The following is a 25,775-nucleotide window of genomic DNA, read 5'->3' on the forward strand; positions in this document are numbered from 1 at the left end:
CCGGGGCGCCGGAAGACGGTCCGAACGGCGGCCCGGGCGACCGGCCGACAGCCGGGACAGCCGGAGCGGCCCGATCAGGCGGACGGCCAGGTCACCCGGAGCAACCCGGCCAACGACCAGGACGGCCGGAGCAACCCGCCCTGGTGGCCGGGTCGCCAGGGGCTGTCAGTCCGGCGGTCGGCCGGCAGGCGGGCGGGACGGGCTGAGCCACCCGCGGACGGTCCGACCGCTGTCAGAGCGCCCGGGCCGGTCAGGCCGGCCGCCGGGCGGTTCCCGGGGCGGTCGGCCGACGACCGGACCACCCGCGGACGGCCGGCCGGCGGCCGGGACGCCCGCTGACCATCAGCCGGGGCACCGGGCGGTCACGCCGGCAGGCGGGGCGGGTTGTCCGGGGACGGCCCGGCCGCAGCCAGGTCACCCAGGGCTGTCAGGCCGTCCGGGGGCGGTCAGGACCCGGCCGGGGTGGGGCGGTCGGTGGTCGAGTCGGCGGGGCGGGCCGTGGGGGTCAGCCGAAGAAGACGTCGGCCTCCTGGTAGAGCTTCGGGTCCACGGTCTTCAGGCGGGCCGTGGCCTCGGTGAGGGGGACGCGGACGATGTCGGTGCCGCGCAGGGCGACCATCCGGCCGAAGTCCCCCTCGTGCACGCAGTCGATGGCGTGCAGGCCGAAGCGGGTGGCGAGCCAGCGGTCGAAGGCGCTGGGGGTGCCGCCGCGCTGGACGTGCCCGAGGACCGTGGTGCGCGCCTCCTTGCCGGTGCGCTTCTCGATCTCCTTGGCCAGCCACTCGCCCACCCCGGACAGCCGGACGTGCCCGAAGGAGTCCCGCGAGTCGTCCTTGAGCACCATCTCGCCGTCCTTCGGCATGGCGCCCTCGGCGACGACCACGATCGGCGCGTAGGAGGCCCGGAACCGGGAGGTCACCCACTCGCAGACCTGGCCGACGTCGAAGCGCTGCTCGGGGATGAGGATGACGTTGGCGCCGCCGGCCAGTCCGGAGTGCAGGGCGATCCAGCCGGCGTGCCGGCCCATCACCTCCACCACCAGCACCCGCATGTGGGACTCGGCGGTGGTGTGCAGCCGGTCGATGGCCTCGGTGGCGATGTTGACGGCGGTGTCGAAGCCGAAGGTGTAGTCGGTGGCGGACAGGTCGTTGTCGATGGTCTTCGGCACGCCGACGCAGGGCATGCCGTACTCGTCGGACAGCCGTGCCGCGACCCCCAGGGTGTCCTCGCCGCCGATCGCGATGAGCGCCTGGATCTCCTGTTTGGCGAGGTTGTCCTTGATCCGGCGGATGCCGTCGGGCACCTTGAGCGGATTGGTCCGGGAGGAGCCGAGGATGGTGCCGCCACGGGGCAGGATGCCACGCACGGCGGGGATGTCGAGACGGACGGTGTCGTTCTCCAGGGGACCGCGCCAGCCGTCCCGGAAGCCGACGAAGTCATAGCCGTACTCCTGCGCGCCCTTGCGGACGACGCCCCGGATGACGGCGTTGAGCCCGGGGCAGTCGCCGCCTCCGGTCAGTACTCCGACCCGCATGGAAATGTCCCTTCGCCGCGGTTACCTGACGCTTGGTCACGCTAATGGTGATTCAGGTCACACCGGGATAGGCGAGAAGGGTGATTCCGGGGCGTACGGCGGATGCGCCCCGCGCGCTCCTACTCCTCGTCGAGTCCGCGCTCTATGGCGTACCGGACCAGCTCCACACGGTTGTGCAGCTGGAGCTTGCCCAGGGTGTTCTGGACGTGGTTCTGCACGGTGCGGTGGGAGATGACGAGGCGTTCGGCGATCTGCTTGTAGCTCAGCCCCTTGGCCACCAGCCGCAGCACCTCCGTCTCCCGGTCGGTCAGCCGGGGGGCGCCCGGCTCGTCGGCGTCCGCGGCGGGCGCGGGCTCGGCGGCCAGCCGCCGGTACTCGCCGAGGACCAGCCCGGCCAGGCCCGGGGTGAACACCGGGTCGCCGACGGCGGTGCGGCGCACCGCGTCCAGCAGTTCCTCGGTGGAGGCCGACTTCAGCAGATAGCCGGTCGCGCCGGACTTCACGGCCTCCAGCACGTCCGCGTGCTCGCCGCTCGCCGACAGCACCAGGACCCGCAACGCCGGGTTGTGGCCGACCAGTTCCTTGCACACCTGGACGCCGGGCTTGGCCGGCAGGTTCAGGTCCAGCACCAGGACGTCGGGGGCGGCGGCCTTGGCGCGGCGGACCGCCTGCTCGCCGTCGCCGGCGGTGGCGACCACGTCGAACCCGGACTCGGCCAGGTCCCGGGCGACCGCGTCCCGCCACATGGGGTGGTCGTCGACCACCATGACCTTGATCGGGTCCTGCCGCTCAGTCATCACCGTTCCGCCTTCTTCCCCCGCGCCCGCACGGCGCCCTTGGGTACCTTCAGTTCGACCTCCGTGCCCTGCCCGGGCACGGAGAGGATCCCGGCGCTGCCGCCGAGGTCGCGCAGTCTGCCCCGGATCGACAGGGCCACCCCGAGCCGGCCCTCGCCCTCGGCCTGCGCGAGCCGGCCCTCGGGGATGCCGGGGCCGTCGTCCCGGACGGTGACGACGATCTCGTCCGGCTCGTCCTCCACCAGGATCCAGGCCCGGGCCCCGTCCCCGGCGTGCGCCCGTACGTTGTCCAGGGCGGCCCCGACCGCGGCGGCCACCTCACGGGCCGCGTCCGGCGGCAGCGGCACCGGGGCGCCGGGCTCGGCCAGGCTGACCCGGGCGCCGGCGTACGGCGCGAGCAGGGCGCGCAGATCGAGCGGACCGTCGTCGTCCGGTTCCTCCACCGCGCGGACGACGGCGCCCTCGGCCAGGTCCTCCGAGACCCGGGAGACCGGGACCAGACCGCCCGAGACCAGCGTGCGCAGGGCCACCTCCTGCTCCCCGGCCAGCCGGCCCAGCTCGGCCGCCTCGCCGCCCAGGGCCGCGCCCCGGCGCTTCACCATCGCCAGCACCTGGAGCACGCTGTCGTGGATGTCCCGGGCCAGCCGCTCCCGTTCCCGGGTCGCGGCCTCGATCTCCAGCGCGCGGGCGAGGGTGCGCTCGGAGGCGCGGGCCACCTCCACCACGTAGCCGATGGCGATGGAGGCCACCCAGACCAGGATCACGTTGTGCACGGTGTCCCGGGCGGGGTGGCCGCGCTCGACCAGGTTGACGGCGGCCACGGCCGTGGAGGCGATGGCCGCCCAGCGCCAGCCGCCCTTGACGGCGAAGGCCAGCACCGCGCCGGCGGTCCAGATCGACGGCAGGGTGGGGCCGCCGCCCGCGATCCGCTGGTGGCTGTCGGCGATGGGGGTGAGCAGGATGCCGGCGAGGGCGACGGCCAGGTCGGCGGCCAGGAAGCGCGGGGTGCAGCTCGCCGCGCCGGACACCTTGGGCAGGGTGGCCAGGGTCCACCCGACCAGGACGGCGTAGTAGGCGACGGCGACCCAGGGCCGGGTGAACTGGTCGTACGCGGTGGCGCACAGGCCGATGGCGTACAGCATGGTCAGGACGCGGTAGCCGGCGAGCGCACGCCACAGCGGCAGCTCGACCGACATCCGCATGACGCGTTCGCGCTTGGGCATCCCCCGCCTCCCCCGGTTCCCCCGATCCCCCGGCTACTGCCCGGCCTGCTTCTTCCCCGCCTTCTCCGCGTCCTTCGCCGCCTTCGCCGCCTTGGCTGCCTCGGCTATCTGCCGTTTGGCGGCGGTGGCGTACATGTCGACGTACTCCTGGCCGGACAGCTTCATGATCTCGTACATGACCTCGTCGGTCAGCGCGCGCAGGACGAACCGGTCGTGCTCCATGCCCTGGTAGCGGCTGAAGTCCAGGGGCTTGCCGATCCGGATGCCGGGCCGCATCAGCTTCGGCACGACCTGGCCGGGCGGCTGGATCTTCTCCGTGTCGATCATGGCGACCGGGATGACGGGCGCGCCGGTGGCGAGCGCCACCCGGGCCAGGCCGCCGGGCTTGCCCCGGTACAGCCGGCCGTCGGGCGAGCGGGTGCCCTCCGGGTAGATGCCGAACAGTTCGCCGCGCTCCAGCACCTCGATGCCGCTGCGGACGGCCGCCTCACCGGCGCCGCGCGCCCCGGAGCGGTCCACCGGGAGCTGGCCGACGCCCTTGAAGAAGGCCGCGGTGAGCCGGCCCTTGACGCCCGGGGTGGTGAAGTACTCGGCCTTGGCGATGAACGTGACCTTGCGGTCCAGCACGGCCGGCAGGAAGAAGGAGTCCGAGAAGGACAGATGGTTGCTGGCCAGGATGGCCGGGCCGCTGGCCGGGATGTTCTCCAGGCCCTCCACCCAGGGCCTGAAGGCGACCTTCAGCGGCCCGCCGATGGCTACCTTCATCGTGCCGTACAACACCCGTGTGCCTCCCGTTTCCGTCGGCAAGACCTTAACCCCAAGGACCGGCAATGAGCCCGACGACCCTGGTCGGTGTCCGTGCGGTCGCGTACGGTGAAGCACATGCCAGTTCTCCCCGGAGCCGAGCCGTACCGCCACGAGGGCGGCGAGGTGGGTGTCCTCCTCTGCCATGGCTTCACCGGCTCACCCCAGTCGCTGCGCCCCTGGGCGGAGCACCACGCGGCCCACGGGCTGACCGTGTCCCTGCCGCTGCTGCCCGGTCACGGCACCCGCTGGACGGACATGCAGCTCACCACCTGGCAGGACTGGTACGCGGAGGTGGACCGCGAACTGCGCGCGCTCACCGACCGCTGCTCCCGGGTGTTCGTGGCGGGCCTGTCGATGGGCGGGGCGCTGGCCCTGCGGCTCGCGGCCCGGCACGGCGGCCGGGTGGCGGGCGCGGTGGTGGTCAACCCGGCGAACAAGGTGCACGGCCTGTCGGCGTACGCCCTGCCGGTGGCCCGGCACCTGGTCCGCTCGACGAAGGGCATCGCCAGCGACATCGCCAGGCCGGGCGCGGCGGAGCTGGGCTACGACCGGGTGCCGCTGCACGCGGCGCACTCGCTCAGGCGGTTCCTGCGCCGGGTGGACGGCGAGCTGCCCCAGGTCACCCAGCCGTTGCTGCTGCTGCGCAGCGCCGAGGACCATGTCGTCCCGGCGGCCGACTCCGCGCGGGTGCTGAGCCGGGTGTCGTCCCGGGACGTCACGGAGATCGTGCTGGAACACAGCTACCACGTGGCGACGTTGGACGTGGACGCGGACCGGATCTTCGAGGAGAGCCTCGCTTTCATCGGCCGGCTCGCAACCGGTGTCGGCAAGGAAGGGACGGCCTCAGTTGGCTGAGCACGACTCCGACCGCGAGGGCCGTGAAGGCCGCGAGGGCCGGGAGGATTCCGGGGGCCGGGACGAACGCGACGGCCGGGAGGCCCATGACGGCCCCCGGGCCCTCGAGCCGCACCGGCAGGAGGTGCCCTTCGACGAGGACGCCGCCTGGCGGGCCATCGTGGCCGGGTACGGCGAGGAGCCGCCGGACCCGCCGGGCGCCCGGCCGTTCAAGGCCGTGGAGGACCTGGCCCTGATGGAGAAGAACGCCGCGCCGGACGCCGGCAAGGACGCCGGGGGCGAGGAGCCGCCCCCGCGGCCGCTGGGCGGCTCGGTGTCCTTCGCGCCCGGCGTCGGCCCGCGCGACTTCACCCTGGCCGAGCCCTCCGACGACGACCTGGACGAGGAGGACGAGGGCCACTTCGTACCGCCGGAGCCGCCGCCGCTGCCGACCGCGGACACCACCGCCCGGTTCGCCTGGCTCGGTGTGGTCGGCGGGCCCCTCCTGCTGCTGCTGGCGGTGCTGCTGCGCTGGGACATGACCTGGTGGCTGGCGACCCTCGGGATCGGCGGCTTCCTCGGCGGCTTCGTGACGCTGGTGGCCCGGATGCGGACCGACGACGAGGAGGACGACGGCCCCGGGCGCGGGGCGGTCGTCTGAGGCGGCCGGTCCGGGGCCCGGGCCCCGCGACGCCGGGACGATCCGGAGACCGTACGGGGGCCGGGACCCGGAGGCCCTGCGAGGCCGGGACCCGGGACCGTACGGCGCCGGGCCCGGAGACCGTACGAGGCCGGGCCCGGAGGCTCTAAGAGGCCGGGACGCGGAGGGCGGCCAGCACCGGAAGGTGGTCCGAGGCCGCCCGCAGGTCCGCCTCGCGCACGCCCGGCTGGTCCAGGGGCACCCCGCAGCCCAGCACCTCGATGCCCTTGGTCGCGAAGATCGCGTCGATGCGCTGGTGCGGGTCGGCGGGGGTGGAGGTGAACTCGCCGCCCCAGGGCGCGGCCGTACGGCAGTCCGTCAGACCGGCGGCCAGGCGGCGGAAGACCGGGCCGTCGGGGCGTTCGTTGAGGTCGCCGCCCGCGACCGCGTGCTCCACCCCGAGTCCGGCGAGCCGGTCGAGGAGCATCCCGCCCTGGTCGTAGCGCTCCTCCTGCTGGAGGGACAGGTGGCAGCTGAGCACGCCGAGGCGGGCGCCGCCGAAGCGGACCACCGCCGTGGCGAAGCCGCGCCGGTGCAGGCCCGGGGTGAGGGGCAGCAGGACGTCCTCGGTGCGCTCCACGGTGGCGCGCAGGCCGCACAGGATCGCCGGGCCCGCCGCCGTGCCGCCCCCGGTGAGGATGACCTGGCCGGAGGCCGCCGCGAGCCGCGCCAGCTTCTTGCGCCAGCGGAAGAAGCGGGGGGACTCCTGGAGCAGGACCAGGTCGGGGGCGCAGGCGGTGATCACTCGGGCGAGGGCCGCGGTGTCGTCGCGCATCGAGCGGATGTTGTAGCTCAGGACGCGGACCGTGGCCGAACCGTCGGGCTCTGTCGCGGAGTCGGGGAGCAACGCCATGTGGATCAATGTACGCCCCGCGGATCGGGGCGCGAGGTGAAGGGCGACCACCCGGTCGCCCCGTTCCCCGCGCCCCGCGGGTGCTACATGACCGGGTCGGGCTCCCGGGCCAGGTCCGCGGCGCCGACCATGCCCGCCTTGTTGCCGAGCTGGGCGGCGATCACGTCGGCCACCGGGCGCCAGTTGCCGCCCACCAGCCAGCGCTTGTACGACTTGCGGATCGGGTCGAGGACCAGGTCCCCCTCGTCGGAGAGGCCGCCGCCGACGATGAACGCGGACGGGTCGAAGAGGGAGGCCAGGTCGGCGAGGCCGGCGCCGGCCCAGCGGGCCAGCTCGCGGTAGGAGTCGACGGCCACCGGGTCGCCCTGACGGGCGGCCATGGAGATGTGCTTGCCCTCGATGCCGTCCGGGGTGCCGTCGCCGAGCGCGAGGAGGACCTCGGCGCGCTCGGGGGTGGCGTTGGCGCGCTGCTTGGCGTAGCGGACCAGGGCGCGGCCGGAGGCGTACTGCTCCCAGCAGCCCTGCGAGCCGCAGCCGCACAGCAGGCCGTCCGGGACCATCCGGATGTGGCCGAATTCTGCCGCCACGCCGAAGTGCCCGCGGCGCAGCTTGTTGCCGATGATGATGCCGCCGCCGAGGCCGGTGCCGAGCGTGATGCAGATGACGTTGCGGTGGCCCTTGCCCGCGCCGAACCTGTACTCGCCCCAGGCGGCGGCGTTGGCGTCGTTCTCGACCACGACCGGGAGGCCCGTGCGGGCCTCGACCTTCTCCTTGAGCGGCTCGTTGCGCCAGTCGATGTTGGGCGCGAAGTACACCGTGGAACGCTGGCGGTTGACGTAACCGGCCGCGCCGATGCCCACGCCGACGATCTCGTGCCCGGCCCGCGCACCCTCCACCGCCGAGGCGATGGCGTCCACGATGGCCTCGGGCGTGGTGGGGGTCGGCACCTTGAAGGTCGAGAGGATGTTGCCTTCCTCGTCGACCACGCCGGCCGCGATCTTCGTGCCGCCGATGTCGACGCCGATGGTGAGTCCCATGAATCCCTCAGTTTCGGTCGAGCCCCGCTACGGCCAACCGTACCCGAGGCCCCGCCCCGGCAGAGCGTCAGTCCAGGTCGATGCGCTCCCCCGGACCCGCGCCCGCGCCCCCCTCGCCCCGGTCCGGCCGGTCGCTCGCCGGGTCGGAGGTGCGCTCGGTCCAGCGCCGCTCCTGGCCCTGGACCGCGGAGCGGTAGGCGGCGAGCAGTTCGCCCCCGGCCGCGGCGAGATGGTCGAAGACGTCCGGGTTGCGCTCTATGACGGGTTCCACGGCGGCCTTGGCCTGCTGGACGACCTGGCGCACCATCTGCTGGGCGGCCGGTCCGGCGAGGCCGCCGAGCAGGGGCGAGCGCAGGTCGGACAGCTTGTCGGCGACCGCGTCCACCAGCTTCTTCAGCTCCTCGGCGGCCGAGCCCGGCGGCGGCTGGTGCTCGGCGCGGCGGCGGGCCCGCTCGGCGGCGAGGTCCTCGGCGCAGGCCGTGGCCCAGGCGTCGGCGTCGGTCGCCCGCTCCGGCGGCGGCTCGTGTGCGGGGCGCTCTTCGCTCATGGCGGACTCCTGACTACGGTTCGCCTTTACGACGTTACCCGAACGGGCGTGCCCGGTTCACCGTCCGCCGGCGGGCCACAGGGCCGGGTCCGGGGCGAACCGGATGCGCAGTTCGCCGTCGCGCAGTCCGGCGCCGGCGACGGTGCAGCGGCGCAGCGCGGAGGGCAGCGGAACGATCCGGCGGAAGGGGCCCGTGGTGATCACGAGTTCGTCGCCGCGCCGGACGAGGTCCAGTTCGTCCCGTATCGCCCCGGGCAGCGGGAGGTGCCAGACCAGCACGCCGTCCTCGGCGATCCGGTCGGTGACGGGCCACTCGACCGGGGCGGGCGCCGGACCGCCGGCGGGCACGGCGAGCGCGGTGAGGTCGTCGCCGCCCTGCGGGTCGCGGCCGAGGTGCGGGACGGGGTGGACGTCGTACGCCTCCCGCCACTCGCCGAGCGTCTTGCGCTGCTGGGCGGTCAGTCCGGACAGCCAGGGGTCGCAGGCGGTCTCGGGCAGGGTGCGGTTGGCGATCAGGGCCTCGGTGGCGAGGCCGCGCAGGGCGAGGCCGAGGGTGGCGGTGCGCAGGGCGTCGGCGCCGGCCGGGCCGGGCTCGGCGACCAGGCGTACGGCGGTCGCCCGGTCGGTGAGGACGGCCTCGACGGCGGCCAGTTCGACGTCCCAGCGGGCCGCCGTCTCGTACAGCCACTCGGCGGGCATGGGGACGCCGGCCAGCCGGCCGAGGACCGGGCGCAGGGCGCGGGCGGCCTGCCGCTCGGGCGGCAGCAGGCGGCGCAGATAGCGGCGCAGCTCCTCGGGCAGGCCGAGCAGGGCGAGGGCCCGCGGGAGCGGCGGGAGGTCCACGACGAGCAGGTCGTAGCGCTCGGAGAGGGCCGCGTCGCGCAGGGCGCGCAGGAAGGACAGTTCCTCGGCGCCGGGCAGCGGGGTGACCTCCTCGGCGTCCAGGCGGGCGGCGCCGAGCAGGTCGAGGACGTTCTCGGCGCGGGTCTGGAAGGCGGTGAGGTCCCGGCGGAAGCCTTCGGTGGCGTCCGGGCGCCAGACGGTCAGGTGCGGCGCGGCCTCGGTGGGGGCCGGTCCTGTCGGGGTGCCCAGGGCGGCGCCCGGGGTGTCGGTGCGGTCGGCGCTCAGCAGGAGGGTGCGGTGGCCCGCACGGGCGGAGGCGAGCGCGGTGGCCGCGGCGACGGTCGTACGGCCGCTGCCGCCCGGGCCCATGATCAGGAGGGTGCGCATGAGGCTGAACCGTACCGTCGCGGGCGGGGGGAGAGCCGGGGAGGACCTGCCCCGGGGGCGTCGGGGAGTTACTTCCCCAGGGACTCGACCCGCCCCTTCAGGCCCGCCAGCGCCCGGTCGATGACGACCTTCTCCGCCTTGCGCTTGATCATGCCCAGCATGGGGATCTTGACGTCGACGGTGAGCTGGTAGGTGACCTCGGTGGCGCCCTGGCCGGCCGGCTTCAGCAGGTAGGAGCCGTCCAGGGAGCGCAGCATCTGGGACTTGACCAGGGTCCAGGAGACCTCGTGGTCGCCGTGCCAGGTGTAGGCGAGGGTCTGGTCGTCCTTGATGGCGCCGGCGTCCATGACGAGGCGGACCCGCTCGGCGCGGCCCTGCTCGTCGGCGGAGAGGACCTCGGCCTCCTTCACCTCGCCGGTCCAGTCCGGGTAGCGCGCGAAGTCGGCGATCACCGCCATGACGTCGGCGGGGGCCGCCTCGATCGTGATGCTCGAACTGGTGTGTTCCGCCATCGCCGTGGCTCCTCCGGATGCGCGCCGTGTGGGAGAGGTCGTGTGTGCGCCGGGCCGCGCACGTGTGTGCAGCGTGAAGGCTACCGCGCCGCCGACCTGCCGCCTTCACCCCGCCCGCGGTACCCGCGGTGCCTCACCACTCCAGCGCCCACGGGGTGCCGGTGCCCGCGAAGTGGCCGACGTTCACGCACTCGGTGGCGCCGATCCGCATCCGGCGCGCGAGCGGCTGGTGCACATGGCCGAAAAGGGCGTATCGCGGCCGGGTGCGGCGGATGGCGTCCAGCAGGGCCCGGCTGCCCCTCTCGAAGCGGCGGGCCACGGTGTCGTAGACGAGTTCGGGCACCTCGGGCGGGATGTGGGTGCACAGCACGTCGACCTCGCCGACGGCCTCGATCTTCGCGGCGTACTCCTCGTCGTCGATCTCGTAGGGCGTGCGCATCGGGGTGCGCAGGCCGCCGCCGACGAAGCCGAAGGTCCACCCGCCGATCTCCACCCGCTGCCCGTCGAGGACCGTGGTGCCGGGCCGGGCGTACTCCGGCCAGAGCTGCGGCATGTCGACATTGCCGTAGGTGGCGTACGTCGGGGTGGGGAACGCGGCGAACAGCTCTTCGTACTGCCGGCGCACCGCCTTCTCGATGGCGGCGGCCCGGTCGGTGCCGATGCCGCCCCACAGCCGGGCGCCGAACTCGCGGGCCTCGGCGAACCGGCGGGCGGTGCGCAGCTCGACGATGCGGTCCGCGTTCTCCTTGCCGAACAGGTCGGGGAAGATCCCGCGCGAGTGGTCGGCGTAGTCGAGGAAGAGGACGAGGTCGCCCAGGCAGATCAGGGCGTCGGCACCGTCGCCGGCCCGGGCCAGGTCGCGGGCGTTGCCGTGCACATCGCTGACCACATGGACCCGGGTCCGCCGGTTGCCGGTGCGTGTGGATGCCATGGTGATCAAGAGTAGGCGTGTGGGGTGTAGGTGAACAGTGCCGGTCCGGCCTGCGGTTACTCGCCGGTCGGTTGGGCCGTGGACTACTGTGCGCGGAGGAGAGCCCGCGTGTGTGACGCACCGAACATCTCACCGGGACCCCCTGTCGTAGACGCCATACCGGCGGGTAACGTCCGGGCAGTCCAGTCGTGCTCGGATTTCAGCCACCGAAGACCCGAGCACCTGCCCGAGCCTTGGACCGCACCGTCGCATCGCACAACGTCGTGGCGCCGGCGCCCTATGAGGAGCAGCAGTCTTGCGCGAGTTCAGCCTTCCGGCTTTGTACGAGGTCCCTGCGGACGGAAATCTGACCGATATCGTCCGCAGAAACGCCGCGCAGCATCCCGATGTCGCCGTCATCGCCCGCAAGGCGGAGGGTGTCTGGCAGGACGTGACCGCCCGGGAGTTCCTGGCCGAGGTGCGCACCGCGGCCAAGGGTCTGATCGCCGCCGGGGTGCAGCCGGGCGACCGGGTGGGCCTGATGTCCCGGACGCGCTACGAGTGGACGCTGCTGGACTTCGCGATCTGGAGCGCGGGCGCCGTCACCGTGCCGGTGTACGAGACCAGTTCGCCGGAGCAGGTGCGCTGGATCCTGTCCGACTCGGGCGCGACCGCCTGTGTGGTGGAGCTGGACCATCACGCGGCGGCCGTGGAGTCGGTGCGCGAGTCGCTGCCCGCGCTGAAGCACGTCTGGCAGATCGAGTCCGGGGCCGTGGCCGAGCTGGGCCGGCTGGGCCACGGCGTGTCGGACGAGACGGTGGAGGAGCGCAGTTCGCTCGCCCGGGCCGACGACCCGGCGACCATCGTGTACACCAGCGGCACCACCGGGCGCCCCAAGGGCTGTGTGCTCACCCACCGCAGCTTCTTCGCCGAGTGCGGGAACGTGGTGGAGCGGCTGCGTCCGCTGTTCCGCACCGGTGAGTGCTCCGTGCTGCTCTTCCTGCCCCTCGCCCATGTCTTCGGGCGGCTGGTGCAGGTGGCGCCGATGATGGCGCCGATCAAGCTGGGCTGTGTCCCGGACATCAAGAACCTCACCGACGAACTCGCCGCGTTCCGGCCGACGCTGATCCTCGGTGTGCCCCGGGTCTTCGAGAAGGTGTACAACGCGGCGCGCGCCAAGGCGCAGGCCGAGGGCAAGGGGAAGATCTTCGACAAGGCGGCGGACACCGCGATCGCCTACAGCAGGGCGCTGGACACCCCGTCCGGCCCGTCGCTCGGCCTGAGGCTGAAGCACAGACTCTTCGACAAGCTGGTCTACGGCAAGCTGCGCGCGGTCCTCGGCGGCCGGGGCGAGTACGCCATCTCCGGCGGCGCCCCGCTCGGCGAGCGGCTCGGCCACTTCTTCCGGGGCATCGGCTTCACGGTGCTGGAGGGGTACGGCCTGACCGAGTCCTGCGCGGCGACCGCGTTCAACCCGTGGGACCGGCAGAAGATCGGCACGGTCGGGCAGCCGCTGCCCGGTTCGGTGGTGCGGATCGCGGACGACGGCGAGGTGCTGCTGCACGGCGAGCACCTGTTCAAGGAGTACTGGAACAATCCGGGCGCGACGGCGGAGGCGCTGGCCGACGGCTGGTTCCACACCGGTGACATCGGCACCCTGGACGAGGACGGCTATCTGCGCATCACCGGCCGGAAGAAGGAGATCATCGTCACGGCCGGCGGCAAGAACGTGGCCCCGGCGGTGATCGAGGACCGGATCCGGGCGCACGCGCTGGTCGCGGAGTGCATGGTGGTGGGCGACGGGCGGCCGTTCGTGGGCGCGCTGGTCACCATCGACGAGGAGTTCCTGGGCCGTTGGGCCGCCGAGCACGGCAAGCCGGCGAACTCCACGGCGGCGTCGCTGAAGGACGACCCGGATCTGCTCGCGGCGGTCCAGGCGGCGGTGGACGACGGCAACGCGGCGGTGTCGAAGGCCGAGTCGGTGCGCAAGTTCCGTGTGCTGTCCGCCCAGTTCACGGAGGAGTCGGGGCATCTGACGCCGTCGCTGAAGCTGAAGCGGAACGTGGTGGCGAAGGATTACGCGGACGAGATCGAGGCGATCTACGCGAAGTGACGTGCGCCTGGAGGGGTGCCCCCCGGGCGCCGTGGGCGGGTGCGGGTTGTCCGGTGGTCACTCGCGCCCACGCGGCGGTAGCCGCACACCGGACGCGGCCCCGCGCCCCTTTGGGGCGCCGCACTACAGCAATGTCTTCAAGTTCTCCGCCAGCAGGTCCCAGCGCCACTTCTCCTCCACCCAGCGGCGGCCCCGCTCGCCCATCCGCCGGCGCAGTCCGGCGTCCCCCAGGAGGGTCACGATGCGGTCGGCGGCCTCGGCGGGCTCGCCGCCCCTGACCACCCAGCCGGTCTCGCCGTCCAGGACCGCGTCGGGGGCGCCGCCCGAGTCGCCCGCGACGACGGGCAGGCCGGTCGCGGAGGCCTCCAGGTAGACGATGCCGAGGCCCTCCACGTCCAGGCCGCCGCGCCGGGTGCGGCAGGGCATGGCGAACACGTCCCCGGCGCCGTAGTGCGCGGGCAGTTCGGGCCAGGGCACGGCACCGGTGAAGCGGACCGAGCCGGCGACGCCGGTCTCCCGGGCGAGGCGGCGCAGGTCCCGTTCGTAGGGGCCGCCGCCGACGATCAGCAGGACGGTGTCCGGTTCGGCGGCCAGGATCCGGGGCATGGCCCGGATCAGGGTGTCCTGGCCCTTGCGCGGCACCAGCCGGGAGACGCAGACGACGACCGGCCGGTCGGTCAGGCCGAGCCGCGCGCGGACGGCGTCGCCGCCGGAGCCGGGGTGGAAGGTCTTCTCGTCGACCCCCGGCGGCAGTTGGACCATCCGCGAGGCCGCCCGCGGGGTCAGGGCGCCGGCGATCCGGGAGCGGGTGTACTCGCCGAGGTAGGTGAGCGTGTCCGTGGACTCCCCGATCCGGCGCAGCAGTTGCCGGGCGGCGGGCAGCTGGGCCCAGCCGGCCTCGTGCCCGTGGGTGGTGGCCACCAGCCGCTCCGCGCCGGCCCTGCGCAGCGCGGGGGCCATGAGCCCGAGCGGGGCGGCCGCGCCGAACCACACCGAGGTGCACCCGTGCTCGCGCAGCAGCCCGGCCGCGCGCCGGGTGGCCCCGGGGGTGGGCAGCAGCATGGTGGTGCGGTCGCGGACGACGGTGAAGGGCTGCTCGGCGTCGAAGGCGGCGGTGGCCTCGGCGCCCTCCCGGCCGCGCTTCCAGGTGGAGGCGTAGACGACCAGCCGGCCGGGGTCCAGGCGGAGGGCCATGTTGTGCAGGAAGGCCTGGATGCCGCCCGGCCGGGGCGGGAAGTCGTTGGTGACGATCAGGGTCTTTCGCATCGCCGCCGACCCTACCGAATGGGCCGTCCCCGGCCGGGCGCGGCCGAGTGTGTGGCCCGCGCACAGGATCGGAGGACATCATGGTCGCTCGAAGCGGATTCGGGCGGATTCGAACGGCAGGGGATCGCGTGGAGACCAAGGGCGCCGGACGGTCCCCGCTGTGGCTGCTCGCGGCCTGGGCGGTGACCCGCGCGGTGCTGCTGCTGTTCGTGTTCCGGGTGTACGTCTTCCCGGGCCCGGACGTCACCACGGACGTGTCGGTGATCTACCGCGGCTGGTACGAGGTGCTGCGCCAGGGCACGTTTCCGCTGGACGACGTCACCTGGCAGTACCCGCCCGCCGCGGCCCTCGCGATCCTCTCCCCCGCCGCCCTGCCCTTCCTGTCGTACGCGCACGCCTTCTTCACGCTAGTGTGCCTGTCCGACGCCGTGGTGCTGGCGCTGCTGGCGTACGCGGGCGGCCGGCCCGGCCGGTCCCCGCGCGGGGCCTGGGTGTGGGTGGCGGGCGTGCCGCTGCTCGGGCCGACGGTGTACGCCCGCTACGACCTGATGGTGACCGCGGTGGCCGTGGCGGCGCTGCTGGCCGGGGCCCGGCATCCGCGGGTGCTGGGGGCGCTGGCCGCGGTCGGGGCGCTGGTGAAGGTGTGGCCGGCGCTGCTGCTGGCCGGTGCCGCCCGGCGGCGGGCGTGGGGGGCGGCGGCGGTGACCGGGGCGGGCGTCGGGCTGCTGTTCGCCCTGTCCATGCCGGGCGCGTTCGCGTTCCTGACCTTCCAGCGGGAGCGGGGCACCGAGGTGGAGTCGCTGGGCGGCCTGGTGTTCCACGTGGCCCGGCACTTCGGCTGGCGCGGCGAGGTGCTGCTGAACTACGGCTCGATCGAGTTCCTGGGCCCGTGGGTGAACGTGGTGAGCACGGCCGCGCTGGCGCTGACCGCGGCCGCGCTCGGCTGGCTGCTGCTGTGGCGGCTGCGGGCGGGGGAACCGACGGCGGCCGTCCTCGCCGACGCGGCCCTGACGGCCGTGCTGCTGTTCACGGTGACCAACCGGGTGATCAGCCCGCAGTACCTGGTGTGGCTGGTCGGCCTGGCCGCCGTATGCCTGACGCACCGGGCGAGCCGGATGACAGGGCCCGCGCTGATGATCACAGCGGCGTCCTTCCTGACGGTCCTCGAGTTCCCGCTCGGCTTCTCCCACGTGGTGCTGAGCGACGCGTACGGCATCACGCTGCTGGTGCTGCGCAACGGCCTGCTGGCCGCGGCCGCCCTCACCGCCGCCCACCACCTGTGGCACACCACGCTCCCACCCCACCCGGCGACCCCCTCGCCGCCGGGGCGTGGGGTGAGGGTGGTCAGCGCAGGTGGGTCGTGACGTAGGTCTGCCAGCGGGTGGTGAACGCCTGTGGGGTGGTGTCCAGGACCTCGCGCAGGGCCTTCTCGATCGCGCCGGGCCGTTCGCCGTGGGTGCCGACGGCGCGGTAGAAGGCGCCGAGCCGGGCCGCGCCCCACTGTTCGGCGATCATCCGGCAGGCCAGCCAGCCGCTCTCGTAGGCCCGTGCCAGCTTCACGGGGTCGCTGGTGAAGCCGAAGTCCTTGTCGTCGGGCAGCGCCCGGGGCACCTCGCCCGCCCGGACCGCGCGGGCCAGTTCGGGGGCGGCCTCGGCGGGGGTGCGGCCGGTGTCGAGGTAGCCGATCCAGTCGGCGTAGCCCTCGGACAGCCACAGCGGGGTGGCGGCGGTGGTGTCCGCCCGGGTGGCCACGTGGGTCGTCTCGTGGGTGAGGACGATCTGCTTGCCGGCGTCCCCGAGCATCGCGTACGCCTCCGGGTTGACCACCACCCGGTCCGCGGGCGCCCGCCCCGAGCCGCCCGCCTCGCCCGTGGTGACCGCCGCGATGCCCTTGTATTCGGCGGCCGGCGCGCCGAGGAGGCCCGCCATGCCCGCCAGCGACTCGGGGACGAGGACGACCACCCGGCGGCTCCAGCGGGTGCCCCACACCCCGGAGACGGCCGGGACCGCCCGGTCGGCCAGCCGCGCGAACCCGCTCAGGCCGGCCGTGCCGCCGGTGCCGAGCACCAGGCTGTGCGCGCCCCGGACGGCGCTCACCGGGCCCTGGTCCCACAGCTGCTGCCCGGCCTCCCGGGCGGGCCGCTCGGTGGCGACGTACCAGTGGCCGTCGGCGGTGCGGCCCAGGGTGAGGGTGCGGCGGGCGTCGACCGGGGCCTTGTCGTAGCCGGCGACGCGGTAGCTCAGCTCGGCGTCGGCGGTGGCCCCGGAGGCGGTGCGGCGCACGGCGGTGACCCGGTAGGCGAAGGAGGCCAGCGGCAGGGCGCGCAGCCGGGTGTACTGGGCGCGGGTGCCCGTCGCGGCGTACGCCTGCTCGTCGTGGCCGAGCAGCGCGGCCGAGCGCCGGTCCAGCATCCGCTGCACCTCGGTGCGCACCGGATCGGCCGCCGGCCGCCCCTCGCACCCGGTGAGCGGCAGCAGCAGCACGAGCCCTACGGCTCCGATCCTCCACGCCCGCCCGCGACCAGCCACTGCCCGATGGTACGGCGCGCGGCCCGGTCAGGGCCGGGTGACCGAGGAGACCGGCATCATGCCGACCGGGTCGTAGCGCACCGGCGCGCCGGGGTAGGGCGCGTGGATGACCTGGCCGTGGCCCGCGTACAGCGCCACATGGCTGGCGTCGGAGCGGTAGACGACCAGGTCGCCGGGGCGGGCCTGGGAGAGCGGGACCCGGCGGCCGGCGAACCGCTGCTCCTGCGAGGTGCGCGGCAGCCGGATGCCGGCGTGCGCGTACGCCCACTGTGTCAGGCCCGAGCAGTCGAAGCCCGCGGGGCCGTTGGCGCCCCACACATAGGGGCGGCCGAGCGCGGCGCGGGCGGCGGCCAGGGCGGCGGCGGCCCGGCCGTCGGGGGCGTCGGCACCGGCCGGGGCGGGCAGGTCCGGGCGGCTGCCGCGCGAGGCCCGGGCCAAGGCGGCGCGTTCACCGGCGGACATGGCGTCGATCAGCTGCCGGGCCCGGGCGAGCTTGCGCTCCACGGTCCGCTTGTGGGCGGCCACGGCCCGGCGGCTGCGCTCCAGTTCGGCGAGGGCGTCGGCGGCCTCCGCGCGCTCCTGGGCGAGTTCGCGCAGCGCGGACCGCAACTCCCGCAGCCGGCCGGCCTGCCGGGCCCCGAGGCGGTCGAGCAGGGCCGCCTTGTCCAGGTAGTCCTCGGGCCCGGCGGAGAAGAACAGGGCCACGGCCGGGTCGAGGCCGCCGGACCGGTACTGCGCGCCGGCCAGCGAACCGAGCTGTTCCCGCAGGTCGTTGACGCGCTGCTGCTGCCGGGCCAGGTGGTCCCGGGTGACGCGCAGCCGCCGGCGCAGTTCACCGGCGCGCTCGTCGGCCTCGTCGTAGGCCTGGGTGGCCTTCTCGGCCTCCGCGTACAGCCGGTCCAGCTCGGCTCGGCCGCCGGTGTCCGGCGCCGCGTGTGCCGGTACGGCGCCGAGTGCCGCCGCGGCCGACAGCACGCACAGGGCGGCGGCGCCCCGGTCGAATCCGGACGGTGCAAGGCGGCGATGGGACCCCACGGCAGTCCTTCTGCTGGCGGACGTCTGACCCGTTGCCCCGGCGCCGGGGACGGGGAGGCCCCGGCGCCGGGAAACGCGGCAGACAGTAGCCGCGCGCGGGGGTCCGGACCAAAGACCTCGGCGTCAACACATGCTGACGCCCCGCCGCTGACGCAGGTCACCGGCGGGGCGTGGGGTCAGTTCCGGTTCCGGTGATTCGCCCGTTCGGGCGCCACCGGGTCCGTGTGTCGCGGGGGTGTCAGACGCGCACGCCCCACATGAACGGACCACCGATGGTGTTCATCGACTCGTACCGGACGACCGTGCCGGTGCGCGGGGCGTGCAGGACCTGGCCGTTGCCCGCGTACAGGCCGACGTGGTGCAGGTCGTTGAAGAAGAAGACCAGGTCGCCGACCTTCAGATCGCTGACGGAGGTGATCCGCGTGCCGATCTGGGACTGCGCCTCGGAGGTGCGCGGGATGGAGACGTTGGCCTGGGCGTAGGCCCAGGAGGTCAGGCCCGAGCAGTCGAAGGAGGAGGGGCCGGTGGCGCCGTAGACGTACGGCGAGCCGAGCCTGGTCTGGGCGGCGGAGAAGGCCGCCTGGGCACGGTTGGAGGCGGGCACGGACCCGCCGAGGTCGGGACGCTCGCTGCCGCCGGTGGAGCGGCTGGCGCGCTCCTGGCTCTCCTGGGCGCGCTTCTGCTCCTGTTCGGCGAGCTGCTGCTTCTCCTTGGCGGTCAGGGTGTTCAGCAGCCGCTGGGCCTCGCCGAGCTTGGCCTGGACTTCCTTCTTCTTGTTGCCCAGTTCGGTGCGGGTGGCGGAGAGGTCCTTGAGCTTCTCGGTGGCCTCGGCCCGCTCCTGGGCGAGTTCGCGCTGCTTGTCCTGGATCTTCTTCAGCGCGTCGACCTGCTGGCTGCTCAACTGGTCGAGCGTGGACGCCTTGTCGAGGTAGTCGTCCGGGTCCGAGGACAGGAACAGCTGGACCGAGGCGTCGATGCCGCCGGAGCGGTACTGGGCGGTGGCCAGCGAGCCCAGGCCGTCACGGAGCTTGTTGAGCTCCTCCTGGCCGCGGGCGACCTTGTCCTGGATGGTGGAGATTTCCTTCTGCAGCTTCTGCTGCTTCTCCTTGGCGCCGTTGTACTTCTCGGTCGCCTGCTCGGCCTGCTCGTAGAGCTTGTCGACCTTCGCCTTCACCTCGTCCTTGCTCAGCTTCTCGCTGGGGGCGGCGTTGGCGGCGTTCGCGCTGAGCGCGACGGCAGCGGCGGCTGCGGTGGTCAGCACGGTCACGCGGGTGCGACTCGGCTGCTTGGGTCGACGATGGGACGCCACGGAGGGGGAACTCCTTCTTGAGAGCGATCACCCGTTCGGAGGTTCGAGCCAGACCCTAGTGACCTAGTTGTGATCAGTTCAAATCCTCACGGCAAAAAAACCCGTCACGCCATGCATTCTTTGCACACAACTCACGTGCAGTGAGGCACGACTGACCCTACGTCGCGTGACGACCAGGCCAATTCGGGCGTTACCGGCGCCTGTTGGACCTTCGGGACACTGTCAGGTCAACCGCTTCAGAAGCACCGCGGAAGCCACCGGCCGGGCACCCGCCTTGGCCACCCCGTCGGCCACCTCGCGGTCGGTGGAGGCGACGATGACCGGGCGTCCCGGCGGCTCGGCGCGCACCAGCTGCCGGATCAGCTCGTCGGCGGTCACGCCCGGCTTCGAGAACAGAACCCGCACCCCGCGCGGCGGCGCGAGCAGTACCGGCGCGGCCAGTTCGGCGCCGTCGAAGACACAGGTCACCTCGGCGCCGGTCTGCGCGGCGAGCGCCGAGAGCTGGCCCAGCAGCCGCAGCCGCTGCTTCTCCAGCGGCATCTGCGGATAGCCGGTCTTGGTCACGTTGTAGCCGTCGACGACCAGATGCACCTGCGGCAGCGCCAGCAACTGGTCGAGAATGGCCGGGTCGTTCTCCGACAGGGCGCGCGCCGCGATGTCCTTCGGGGTCATCCGGCCCGGCTCCACCGCGTCGACCGTCTCGGCCGGGCGCACCGACACCGGCGGCAGGGCGAGTTCACGCCTGAGCCCCTGGGTGGCGTCCAGCAGGGTGTCGAGCAGCAGCCGTACCCGCATGTCCTCCACGCTGCGGCCCTCCCGGGCCGCCCGGCGGGTGGCCTCCAGCGCGGCCTCGGCCTCACCGAGGCGGGCCTTGAGCCGCCGGGACTCGCTCTCCGCGGCCGACACCTGCGCGTGCGCCTCCGCGCGTACGGCGTCGATCTCGCCGTGCGCCTTGCGCAGCGCGGCCTCGCCCCGCTTGACGTCGCTGAGCGCGGCGCGCAGCTTGCGGTGCAGCGACTCCGCTTCCCTCCGCGCCGACTCCAGCTCCGTGCGCAGCCGTTCGGTCTCGGTCCGGGTGTGCTCGCGGGCCTGCGCCAGCTCGGCGCGCAGCCGCTCCAGCTCGGCCCGGCTCTCCTCGCCGGCCCGCTCGGCGTCCGCGCGCTGGGCCTCCTCGCCGGCCGCGGTGACCAGCTTCACCCAGCCCGCCGGGCGCAGCACATAGGCCGCGGCCGCCACGTCGAGCGGGTCGGCGGCCGGGGGCGGGGAGCCCGCGTCGAGGGCTCCGGCGAGTTCCGGCTGCGCCTCCCGGAACCGCTCGCCGATCCGCTGCCGGAACAGCGCGTCGGTCTCCAGCGCCGCCGCCATCGCGTTCCCGGCGAACTTCGCCCGGCGATTCGGGGCGAACCTGGCGTACTGCCTCAGCTGGGCGGGCAGTTCCGCCAGGGTCAGCCCGCCGAAGCCGTCCGACACGATCTGTACGACCCGCCGGCGCACGCCGTCGGGCAGCGGACGGTCAAGCACCTCAGCGGTGCCGTCGCCCGGCCCCCCGCCTGCGGTCTCCACCATCCGTCACACACCCCAATACCGAAAAAGTCCCTCCGGGGGCCGCTCCGCTCAGGAGCCGGCGCCCGGCCTGTCCACGAGTTCCACCTGGTCCACCGCGTTGCACCAGCGACAGCGCACCGACTCGATGGTCTCACTGACCACCTCGCGCTCCTCCACCGTCGGCTCACCGGCCAGGTCCAGGTGCAGGTACTCGACGACCTTCGACGAGCGGGTCACGTCGAAACGGGTGAGGTTGCCGCAGAGGGTGCAGCGCCACCGGGTCGTGTCGGTCGGCAGGGGAACCGTCATCGCGCTGGTTCGCTTCCTTCTCGTGTCGGTCCGCGCCGCTCCCCGACGCGTGTGGCTCGTAACCCTACGGCCTGGCGGCTGCTCGCCGCCCGTCCGTTCCGGGCGGCGAGGCGGTCTGTCAGGTTGCGTCCCGTTACGTCATGCTCTGTAGTCATGATCAGCTCCAGGAGCACGGCGGCCGGCAGGACCCTCAGAGCGGTCCGGGACACCCCGGCGCCGGTGACATACGGCCTCATCGCCCTGTGCTGTGTGCTCTTCGCCCTCGGCCCGGCCTCCGGGCTGGTACCGGGGTACGGCACCGGGGACGCGCTGCTCGCCGCGCAGCGGGCGTACTTCCGGCGCTGGGGGGTGGTACCGGCCGAGCTGTTCGACGGGCCGGCCGGGGCCGCGCTCACCCCGGCCACCGCGCTGTTCGTGCACGGCAGCTGGGTGCACCTGCTCGGCAACATGCTCTTCCTCTTCGTCTTCGGAGCGATGACCGAGGAACGGATGGGCCGGGTGGAGTTCACCCTCTTCTACGTCGGCTGCGGCTGTGGCGCCCTGCTCGGCTACGCGGTGGCCAACGCCGCCTCCGGACAGTCGCTGGTCGGCGCCTCCGGTGCGGTCTCGGCGGTCCTCGGGGCCTTCCTGTACCTGTTCCCCCGTGCGCGGGTGACCAGTCTGCTGCCGTTCCTGTTCTTCCTGCCGCTGCGCTTCCCGGCCTGGGTCGTGCTGCCCTGCTGGGCGGCCCTGCAGTGGCTGGCGGCCGAGCGCGCCCCCGACGGGCCCGGGGTGGCCTACCTCGCCCACCTGGTGGGTTTCGGCCTGGGCTTCGGCTACGCGTGGGTGCGCTACGGAAGGCGGAAGGGCACGAGGGGCGGCGCAGGCGGGGCGGTGGTGGGCGACGGGCGGGCGACTAGAGTGAAGGGCGCACCGGCTCCGGTCACCGAGGGAGAGAGACAACCGTGATCACCGCGATCGTCCTGATCAAGACCAGCGTGGACCGGATCCCCGAGATCGCCGAACGGATCGCCGGGCTGGAGAGCGTGAGCGAGGTCTTCTCGGTCACCGGCACCTACGACCTGATCGCCATGGTCCGGGTCGCCCGGCACGAGGACCTCGCCGAGGTCATCCCCGGCCGCATCAGCAAGATCCCCGGCGTGCAGGCCACGGACACGCACGTCGCGTTCCGCACCTACTCCCAGCACGACCTGGAGGCCGCGTTCGCGATCGGCCTGGACAGCTAGGGTCTCCACGCTCGCGACGCCTGCGCCCGAGGGCACGTGGCGGCGGCCGCCGCGGACGGCCGGTGCGCCCCGGGCCGTCGCCCGCCCCCGGCCGGGCGTCGCACCCCGGCGCTCCCCGCCGATCACGCCCGGGGCGCATCCCCGGTCCCCCGCCCGCACACCGTGCCCGAGCCCGCGCCGAGGTCCGGCGCCGGGCCGCCGGGGCGTCCCGGAATCGTTCTCCCGGAGGCCACAGCCGCCGTCCGTCCCCGGTCCGGAGACCTCGGCGTGCGGCGGGGACGTCCGCGAACAGGGTGCTGCTCAGGCAGGGCGACGGCCCGGCGCCGGGGCCTGCGGAACCAGCCGCTTCCCAAGGGCGACGGCCCGTACCTCGGGCCCCGCGGGCACCGGCCTCTTCCCGGAGCCGGCCCGCCCGTCCGGCGTCGCCCGGGCGTCGCCGAGGCTGCCGGTGCCGATCGCGCCGTCCCCGACGAGCGGTGGGGCCGGGGCCCTCACCGGCCCCTCCCCACCGCCCTCACCGGCACACCGGGACGACCCGCCGGCGTCCGTGCCGTCGGCGTGGGCCGGCGGGTTCGCGTCGAGCGCCGGCGGGACGGCGTAGTCCCGGCCGCCGAGGGCCCGGGGCCACGGCGGACCACCGGACGGCTCCCCGCGGGGCGCTGCTCAGACCGCCGGCACGCAGCGGCCCTCCTCCGTGCGGTACTGCCACTTCGCGCCGTCCCGGACCAGTTCCCGGACGGCGTTCACGAAGCGGTCCACGTGCTCGTCGGGGGTGCCCGCGCCGAAGCTGACGCGGATGGCGTTGAGGGACTTCTCGCCGGGGGCCGCCTCGGGGGCGCCGCACTCGCCCTGGGTCCCCGGGTCACTGCCGAGCAGGGTGCGCACCAGCGGGTGGGCGCAGAAGAGGCCGTCGCGGACGCCGATGCCGTACTCGGCGGAGAGCGCGGCGGCGAAGTGGGAGCTGTTCCAGCCGTCGACGACGAAGGAGAGGACGCCGACGCGCGGGGCGTCGTCACCGAACAGGGACAGCACGCGCACCTCGGGCACCTCGGCCAGACCCGCGCGGACCTTGGCGATCAGGTGCTGCTCGCGGGCGACCAGGGTGTCCCAGCCGGCCTCGGTGAGGGCCTTGCAGGCGGCGGCGATGGCGTAGGCGCCGATGACGTTCGGGGAGCCGGCCTCGTGGCGGGCCGCGCTCTCGTGCCACTCGACGGCCACCCCGCCGTCCTCGCGCCGGGTCACCCGACGGCTGGCGCCGCCGCCCGCGAGGTAGGGCTCGGCCGCCTGGAGCCAGTCGGCGCGGCCGGCCAGGACGCCGGAGCCGAAGGGGGCGTACAGCTTGTGGCCGGAGAAGGCGATCCAGTCGACGTCGAGGTCCGCGACGGACACCGGGTGGTGCGGGGCGAGTTGGGCGGCGTCCAGGACGATCCGGGCGCCGTGGGCGTGCGCGGCGGCGGCCAGTTCGCGCACCGGCCACAGCTCGCCGGTGACATTGGAGGCGCCGGTGACACAGACCAGGGCGGGGCCGTACGGGTCGCGGCCGGCCAGGGCCCGTTCCAGGATCTCCACGGCCTGGCCGGGGGTGCGCGGGGCGTCGAGGTAGGTGACGTCCGCGTGCTGCCAGGGCAGCAGGGAGGCGTGGTGCTCGGTCTCGAAGACGAAGACCTGGCAGCCGGCCGGGATCGCCCGGGCCAGCAGGTTCAGGGAGTCGGTGGTGGAGCGGGTGAAGACCACCTGGTCGCCGGCCCGGCAGCCGAGGAACTCGGCGACCGTCCCGCGGGCGTTCTCGAACAGGTCGGTGGAGAGCTGGGAGAGGTAGCCGGCCCCGCGGTGGACGCTGCCGTAGTACGGGGCGTAGGCGGCGACGTCGTCCCAGACGCGCTGGAGGGCGGGGGCGCTGGCCGCGTAGTCGAGGGCCGCGTAGGTGACCTCGCCGCCGGTGACCAGCGGGACGGTGACATCCCGCCCCAGAACGGACAGAGGGGTGCAAAGCGACTGGTCGGCGGCAGCGGTGGAGACAGACATGACGGACTCCCGTGACGGAATACGAGGAAAGCTGAAGGAAGCTGGAGAAAGGGTGTGCGGAGGCGGGGCTCTGCGGCCCTAACGCATTCGCTTGCTCACGGAAGACTCCTCGACGACCAGGATCCCTGGTGGCACGAGGGATCCGCGCTTGCCGTGGACCTTGCTGTCCACGGCCTGGTCTTCACCCGGGGCACCCCGCCACGGACGGAGGGTTGCCGGACAGTCGGCCGGGGCCTCATGACTGTCACTCATGACCTGGTACAGGAACGTACGTGAAGTGATCGCCGCCCCGCAACCCGGTGTCCGGATCGCGGGACGGCCTGCCCTGCCGGGCCGGTCAGGCGTTGCTGGCGGCCACCCACCGCTCCAGCGCCCGCCGGGCCGCCCCGGAGTCGATGGACTCGGCGGCCTTCGCGAGCCCCGCGCGGATCTGGTCGGCGAGCGGCTCGTCCGTCGGGTCGAGGGCCACCAGCGCCGCCGCCGCGTTCAGTTCCACGGCGTCCCGTACGGCACCGCGCTCGCCGTCCAGCAGCCTGCGGGCGACCTCCGCGTTGTAGGCCGGGTCGCCGCCGCTCAGGGCCTCCACCGGGACCAGGTCGATGCCGACGTCCCGGGGGTCGAAGGACTCCTCGGTGACCTTGCCGTCGCGCACCACCCACACCCGGGAGGTGGCGGTCGTGGTCAGTTCGTCCAGCCCGTCGTCACCGCGGAAGACCAGCGAGGAGTTGCCGCGTTCGGCGAGCACGCCGGCGACGATCGGCGCCTCGCGGGCGACGGCCACGCCGACCGCCTGGGCCCGCACCTGCGCCGGGTTGGTCAGCGGACCGAGCAGGTTGAACACCGTCCGGATGCCCAACTGGCCGCGCGCTGCGCCGACATGACGCAGCGCCGGGTGGAACTTCACCGCGAAGCAGAAGGTGATGCCGGCCTCCTCCGCGACCTCGGCCACCCGGCGGGGCGTGAGATCGAGGTTGACCCCGAGCCGCTCCAGCACGTCGGAGGAGCCGGACGCCGAGGACGCGGCCCGGTTGCCGTGCTTGACCACCTTCGCGCCCGTGCCGGCGACGACGAGCGAGGCCATCGTGGAGATGTTCACCGTCTTGGCGCCGTCGCCGCCGGTGCCGACGATGTCGACGGTGCGGCCGGGCACCTCGATCACGTTCGCGTGCCGGTACATCGTGCGGACCAGACCGGTGATCTCCTCGACCGTCTGTCCCTTCGCCCGCAGGGCCACCGCGAACCCGGCGATCTGCGCGTCGGTCGCCTCGCCGCGCATGATCTTGTCCATCGCCCAGGCGGTGTCGTCCGCGGAGAGGTCCCGGCCCTCCAGCAGACCGTTCAGCAGGGCGGGCCAGGAGCGGCCCGCCGCGGTGTCGCCTCCAGCGGGGGTCACAGCGCTCATCAGCCGCTCCTTGTCCGGTTGCCTGCTCGTCG

At 73.9% G+C, this 25,775-nt stretch carries 24 protein-coding genes and 1 riboswitch; of the genes, 6 read left to right on the forward strand and 18 right to left on the reverse strand.

Going from position 1 to position 25,775, the window contains the following annotated elements:
• Nucleotides 1-505: 505 nt before the first annotated feature.
• From IE251_RS09615 to IE251_RS09630, 4 genes are all read right to left on the reverse strand, one after another.
• The gene (locus IE251_RS09615; protein WP_189752476.1) at nt 506-1,534 is read right to left on the reverse strand and encodes a 6-phosphofructokinase; all 1,029 of its coding nucleotides are present in this window, start codon (nt 1,532-1,534) and stop codon (nt 506-508) included.
• 119 nt (nt 1,535-1,653) lie between these two features.
• Nucleotides 1,654-2,331, reverse strand: a complete 678-nt coding sequence (locus tag IE251_RS09620) for a response regulator (protein WP_189752477.1) — start codon at nt 2,329-2,331, stop codon at nt 1,654-1,656.
• Nucleotides 2,331-3,554: a MacS family sensor histidine kinase gene (gene macS, locus IE251_RS09625; RefSeq protein WP_189752478.1), complete on the reverse strand. Its 1,224-nt coding sequence runs from the start codon at nt 3,552-3,554 to the stop codon at nt 2,331-2,333. The genes IE251_RS09620 and macS overlap by 1 nt, the downstream gene beginning before the upstream one ends.
• Nucleotides 3,555-3,587: 33 nt before the next feature.
• Entirely contained in the window at nt 3,588-4,334 is a 747-nt protein-coding gene (locus IE251_RS09630; protein ID WP_189752479.1) for a lysophospholipid acyltransferase family protein, read from the reverse strand.
• 102 nt (nt 4,335-4,436) lie between these two features.
• Between IE251_RS09630 and IE251_RS09635 the strand changes: the two genes are divergently transcribed.
• Together IE251_RS09635 and IE251_RS09640 are read left to right on the forward strand one after the other, a co-directional pair.
• Nucleotides 4,437-5,216 (forward strand): alpha/beta hydrolase, encoded by a 780-nt coding sequence (locus IE251_RS09635; protein WP_189752480.1) that lies wholly within the window; start codon nt 4,437-4,439, stop codon nt 5,214-5,216.
• On the forward strand, nt 5,209-5,856 hold the full coding sequence (locus IE251_RS09640; protein WP_189752481.1) for a hypothetical protein: 648 nt from the start codon (nt 5,209-5,211) through the stop codon (nt 5,854-5,856). Before IE251_RS09635 ends, IE251_RS09640 begins: the two co-directional genes overlap by 8 nt.
• 145 nt (nt 5,857-6,001) lie before the next feature.
• On the opposite strand, the gene IE251_RS09645 is transcribed toward IE251_RS09640, so the two are convergent.
• From IE251_RS09645 to IE251_RS09670, 6 genes are all read right to left on the reverse strand, one after another.
• Nucleotides 6,002-6,748: an endonuclease/exonuclease/phosphatase family protein gene (locus tag IE251_RS09645; RefSeq protein ID WP_189752482.1), complete on the reverse strand. Its 747-nt coding sequence runs from the start codon at nt 6,746-6,748 to the stop codon at nt 6,002-6,004.
• A gap of 83 nt (nt 6,749-6,831) precedes the next feature.
• Entirely contained in the window at nt 6,832-7,785 is a 954-nt protein-coding gene (locus IE251_RS09650; protein ID WP_030605596.1) for an ROK family glucokinase, read from the reverse strand.
• 67 nt (nt 7,786-7,852) lie between these two features.
• On the reverse strand, nt 7,853-8,332 hold the full coding sequence (locus IE251_RS09655) for a DUF5304 family protein (protein ID WP_189752483.1): 480 nt from the start codon (nt 8,330-8,332) through the stop codon (nt 7,853-7,855).
• 57 nt (nt 8,333-8,389) lie between these two features.
• A complete protein-coding gene (locus IE251_RS09660) occupies nt 8,390-9,562 on the reverse strand; it encodes an ArsA family ATPase (protein WP_189752484.1) in 1,173 nt (390 codons plus the stop codon).
• A gap of 68 nt (nt 9,563-9,630) precedes the next feature.
• Nucleotides 9,631-10,074: an SRPBCC family protein gene (locus IE251_RS09665; RefSeq protein ID WP_189752485.1), complete on the reverse strand. Its 444-nt coding sequence runs from the start codon at nt 10,072-10,074 to the stop codon at nt 9,631-9,633.
• A 133-nt stretch (nt 10,075-10,207) separates the two neighbouring features.
• Nucleotides 10,208-11,005 (reverse strand): metallophosphoesterase family protein, encoded by a 798-nt coding sequence (locus tag IE251_RS09670; RefSeq protein WP_189752486.1) that lies wholly within the window; start codon nt 11,003-11,005, stop codon nt 10,208-10,210.
• 295 nt (nt 11,006-11,300) lie between these two features.
• Here IE251_RS09670 and IE251_RS09675 point away from each other — a divergent pair, with 295 nt between their 5' ends.
• Nucleotides 11,301-13,097: an AMP-dependent synthetase/ligase gene (locus IE251_RS09675; RefSeq protein WP_189752487.1), complete on the forward strand. Its 1,797-nt coding sequence runs from the start codon at nt 11,301-11,303 to the stop codon at nt 13,095-13,097.
• Between the two features lie 123 nt (nt 13,098-13,220).
• On the opposite strand, the gene IE251_RS09680 is transcribed toward IE251_RS09675, so the two are convergent.
• Nucleotides 13,221-14,363, reverse strand: a complete 1,143-nt coding sequence (locus IE251_RS09680) for a glycosyltransferase family 4 protein (protein WP_189752488.1) — start codon at nt 14,361-14,363, stop codon at nt 13,221-13,223.
• Nucleotides 14,364-14,491: 128 nt separating this feature from the next.
• On the opposite strand from IE251_RS09680, the gene IE251_RS09685 reads away from it, so the two are divergent.
• Entirely contained in the window at nt 14,492-15,727 is a 1,236-nt protein-coding gene (locus tag IE251_RS09685) for a glycosyltransferase 87 family protein (protein ID WP_229896672.1), read from the forward strand.
• Here IE251_RS09685 and IE251_RS09690 read toward each other — a convergent pair.
• The 5 genes from IE251_RS09690 to IE251_RS09710 form a co-directional block, all read right to left on the reverse strand.
• The gene (locus IE251_RS09690; protein ID WP_189752490.1) at nt 15,708-16,892 is read right to left on the reverse strand and encodes a hypothetical protein; all 1,185 of its coding nucleotides are present in this window, start codon (nt 16,890-16,892) and stop codon (nt 15,708-15,710) included. The two genes, IE251_RS09685 and IE251_RS09690, sit on opposite strands and share 20 nt — an antisense overlap.
• 27 nt (nt 16,893-16,919) lie before the next feature.
• Nucleotides 16,920-17,927 (reverse strand): C40 family peptidase, encoded by a 1,008-nt coding sequence (locus IE251_RS09695; protein WP_189752491.1) that lies wholly within the window; start codon nt 17,925-17,927, stop codon nt 16,920-16,922.
• Between the two features lie 238 nt (nt 17,928-18,165).
• Complete coding sequence (locus IE251_RS09700) at nt 18,166-19,236, reverse strand: C40 family peptidase (protein WP_189752492.1); 1,071 nt, start codon at nt 19,234-19,236, stop codon at nt 18,166-18,168.
• Nucleotides 19,237-19,458: 222 nt separating this feature from the next.
• Nucleotides 19,459-20,802 (reverse strand): NYN domain-containing protein, encoded by a 1,344-nt coding sequence (locus tag IE251_RS09705; protein ID WP_189752493.1) that lies wholly within the window; start codon nt 20,800-20,802, stop codon nt 19,459-19,461.
• Between the two features lie 48 nt (nt 20,803-20,850).
• Nucleotides 20,851-21,090, reverse strand: coding sequence for a hypothetical protein (locus IE251_RS09710; protein ID WP_189752494.1), 240 nt, complete (start codon nt 21,088-21,090; stop codon nt 20,851-20,853).
• A gap of 153 nt (nt 21,091-21,243) precedes the next feature.
• Between IE251_RS09710 and IE251_RS09715 the strand changes: the two genes are divergently transcribed.
• Both IE251_RS09715 and IE251_RS09720 read left to right on the forward strand, forming a co-directional pair.
• Entirely contained in the window at nt 21,244-22,038 is a 795-nt protein-coding gene (locus IE251_RS09715) for a rhomboid family intramembrane serine protease (protein WP_189752495.1), read from the forward strand.
• Nucleotides 22,035-22,316, forward strand: a complete 282-nt coding sequence (locus IE251_RS09720; RefSeq protein ID WP_189752496.1) for an Lrp/AsnC family transcriptional regulator — start codon at nt 22,035-22,037, stop codon at nt 22,314-22,316. Before IE251_RS09715 ends, IE251_RS09720 begins: the two co-directional genes overlap by 4 nt.
• Nucleotides 22,317-22,979: 663 nt before the next feature.
• Here IE251_RS09720 and IE251_RS09725 read toward each other — a convergent pair.
• Together IE251_RS09725 and trpD are read right to left on the reverse strand one after the other, a co-directional pair.
• Nucleotides 22,980-24,341: an aminotransferase class V-fold PLP-dependent enzyme gene (locus IE251_RS09725; RefSeq protein ID WP_189752497.1), complete on the reverse strand. Its 1,362-nt coding sequence runs from the start codon at nt 24,339-24,341 to the stop codon at nt 22,980-22,982.
• A 139-nt stretch (nt 24,342-24,480) separates the two neighbouring features.
• Nucleotides 24,481-24,597: riboswitch (SAM riboswitch) on the reverse strand.
• An 81-nt stretch (nt 24,598-24,678) separates the two neighbouring features.
• Nucleotides 24,679-25,743, reverse strand: coding sequence for an anthranilate phosphoribosyltransferase (gene trpD / locus IE251_RS09730; RefSeq protein ID WP_189752498.1), 1,065 nt, complete (start codon nt 25,741-25,743; stop codon nt 24,679-24,681).
• Between the last annotated feature and the right edge of the window lie 32 nt (nt 25,744-25,775).

The sequence above is a fragment of the Streptomyces eurythermus genome (assembly GCF_014649115.1).
GTDB lineage: Bacteria > Actinomycetota > Actinomycetes > Streptomycetales > Streptomycetaceae > Streptomyces > Streptomyces eurythermus.

Bases quoted from the DNA above. Each gene is read 5' to 3' on its own strand.
- IE251_RS09680 (WP_189752488.1), bottom strand. From the start codon at position 14,363: ATGCGAAAGACCCTGATCGTCACCAACGACTTCCCGCCCCGGCCGGGC.
- IE251_RS09670 (WP_189752486.1), bottom strand. From the start codon at position 11,005: ATGGCATCCACACGCACCGGCAACCGGCGGACCCGGGTCCATGTGGTC.
- IE251_RS09665 (WP_189752485.1), bottom strand. From the start codon at position 10,074: ATGGCGGAACACACCAGTTCGAGCATCACGATCGAGGCGGCCCCCGCC.
- IE251_RS09715 (WP_189752495.1), top strand. From the start codon at position 21,244: ATGATCAGCTCCAGGAGCACGGCGGCCGGCAGGACCCTCAGAGCGGTC.
- IE251_RS09705 (WP_189752493.1), bottom strand. From the start codon at position 20,802: ATGGTGGAGACCGCAGGCGGGGGGCCGGGCGACGGCACCGCTGAGGTG.
- IE251_RS09725 (WP_189752497.1), bottom strand. From the start codon at position 24,341: ATGTCTGTCTCCACCGCTGCCGCCGACCAGTCGCTTTGCACCCCTCTG.
- IE251_RS09615 (WP_189752476.1), bottom strand. From the start codon at position 1,534: ATGCGGGTCGGAGTACTGACCGGAGGCGGCGACTGCCCCGGGCTCAAC.
- IE251_RS09650 (WP_030605596.1), bottom strand. From the start codon at position 7,785: ATGGGACTCACCATCGGCGTCGACATCGGCGGCACGAAGATCGCGGCC.
- IE251_RS09710 (WP_189752494.1), bottom strand. From the start codon at position 21,090: ATGACGGTTCCCCTGCCGACCGACACGACCCGGTGGCGCTGCACCCTC.
- IE251_RS09660 (WP_189752484.1), bottom strand. From the start codon at position 9,562: ATGCGCACCCTCCTGATCATGGGCCCGGGCGGCAGCGGCCGTACGACC.
- IE251_RS09655 (WP_189752483.1), bottom strand. From the start codon at position 8,332: ATGAGCGAAGAGCGCCCCGCACACGAGCCGCCGCCGGAGCGGGCGACC.
- IE251_RS09635 (WP_189752480.1), top strand. From the start codon at position 4,437: ATGCCAGTTCTCCCCGGAGCCGAGCCGTACCGCCACGAGGGCGGCGAG.
- IE251_RS09620 (WP_189752477.1), bottom strand. From the start codon at position 2,331: ATGACTGAGCGGCAGGACCCGATCAAGGTCATGGTGGTCGACGACCAC.
- macS (WP_189752478.1), bottom strand. From the start codon at position 3,554: ATGCCCAAGCGCGAACGCGTCATGCGGATGTCGGTCGAGCTGCCGCTG.
- trpD (WP_189752498.1), bottom strand. From the start codon at position 25,743: ATGAGCGCTGTGACCCCCGCTGGAGGCGACACCGCGGCGGGCCGCTCC.
- IE251_RS09645 (WP_189752482.1), bottom strand. From the start codon at position 6,748: ATGGCGTTGCTCCCCGACTCCGCGACAGAGCCCGACGGTTCGGCCACG.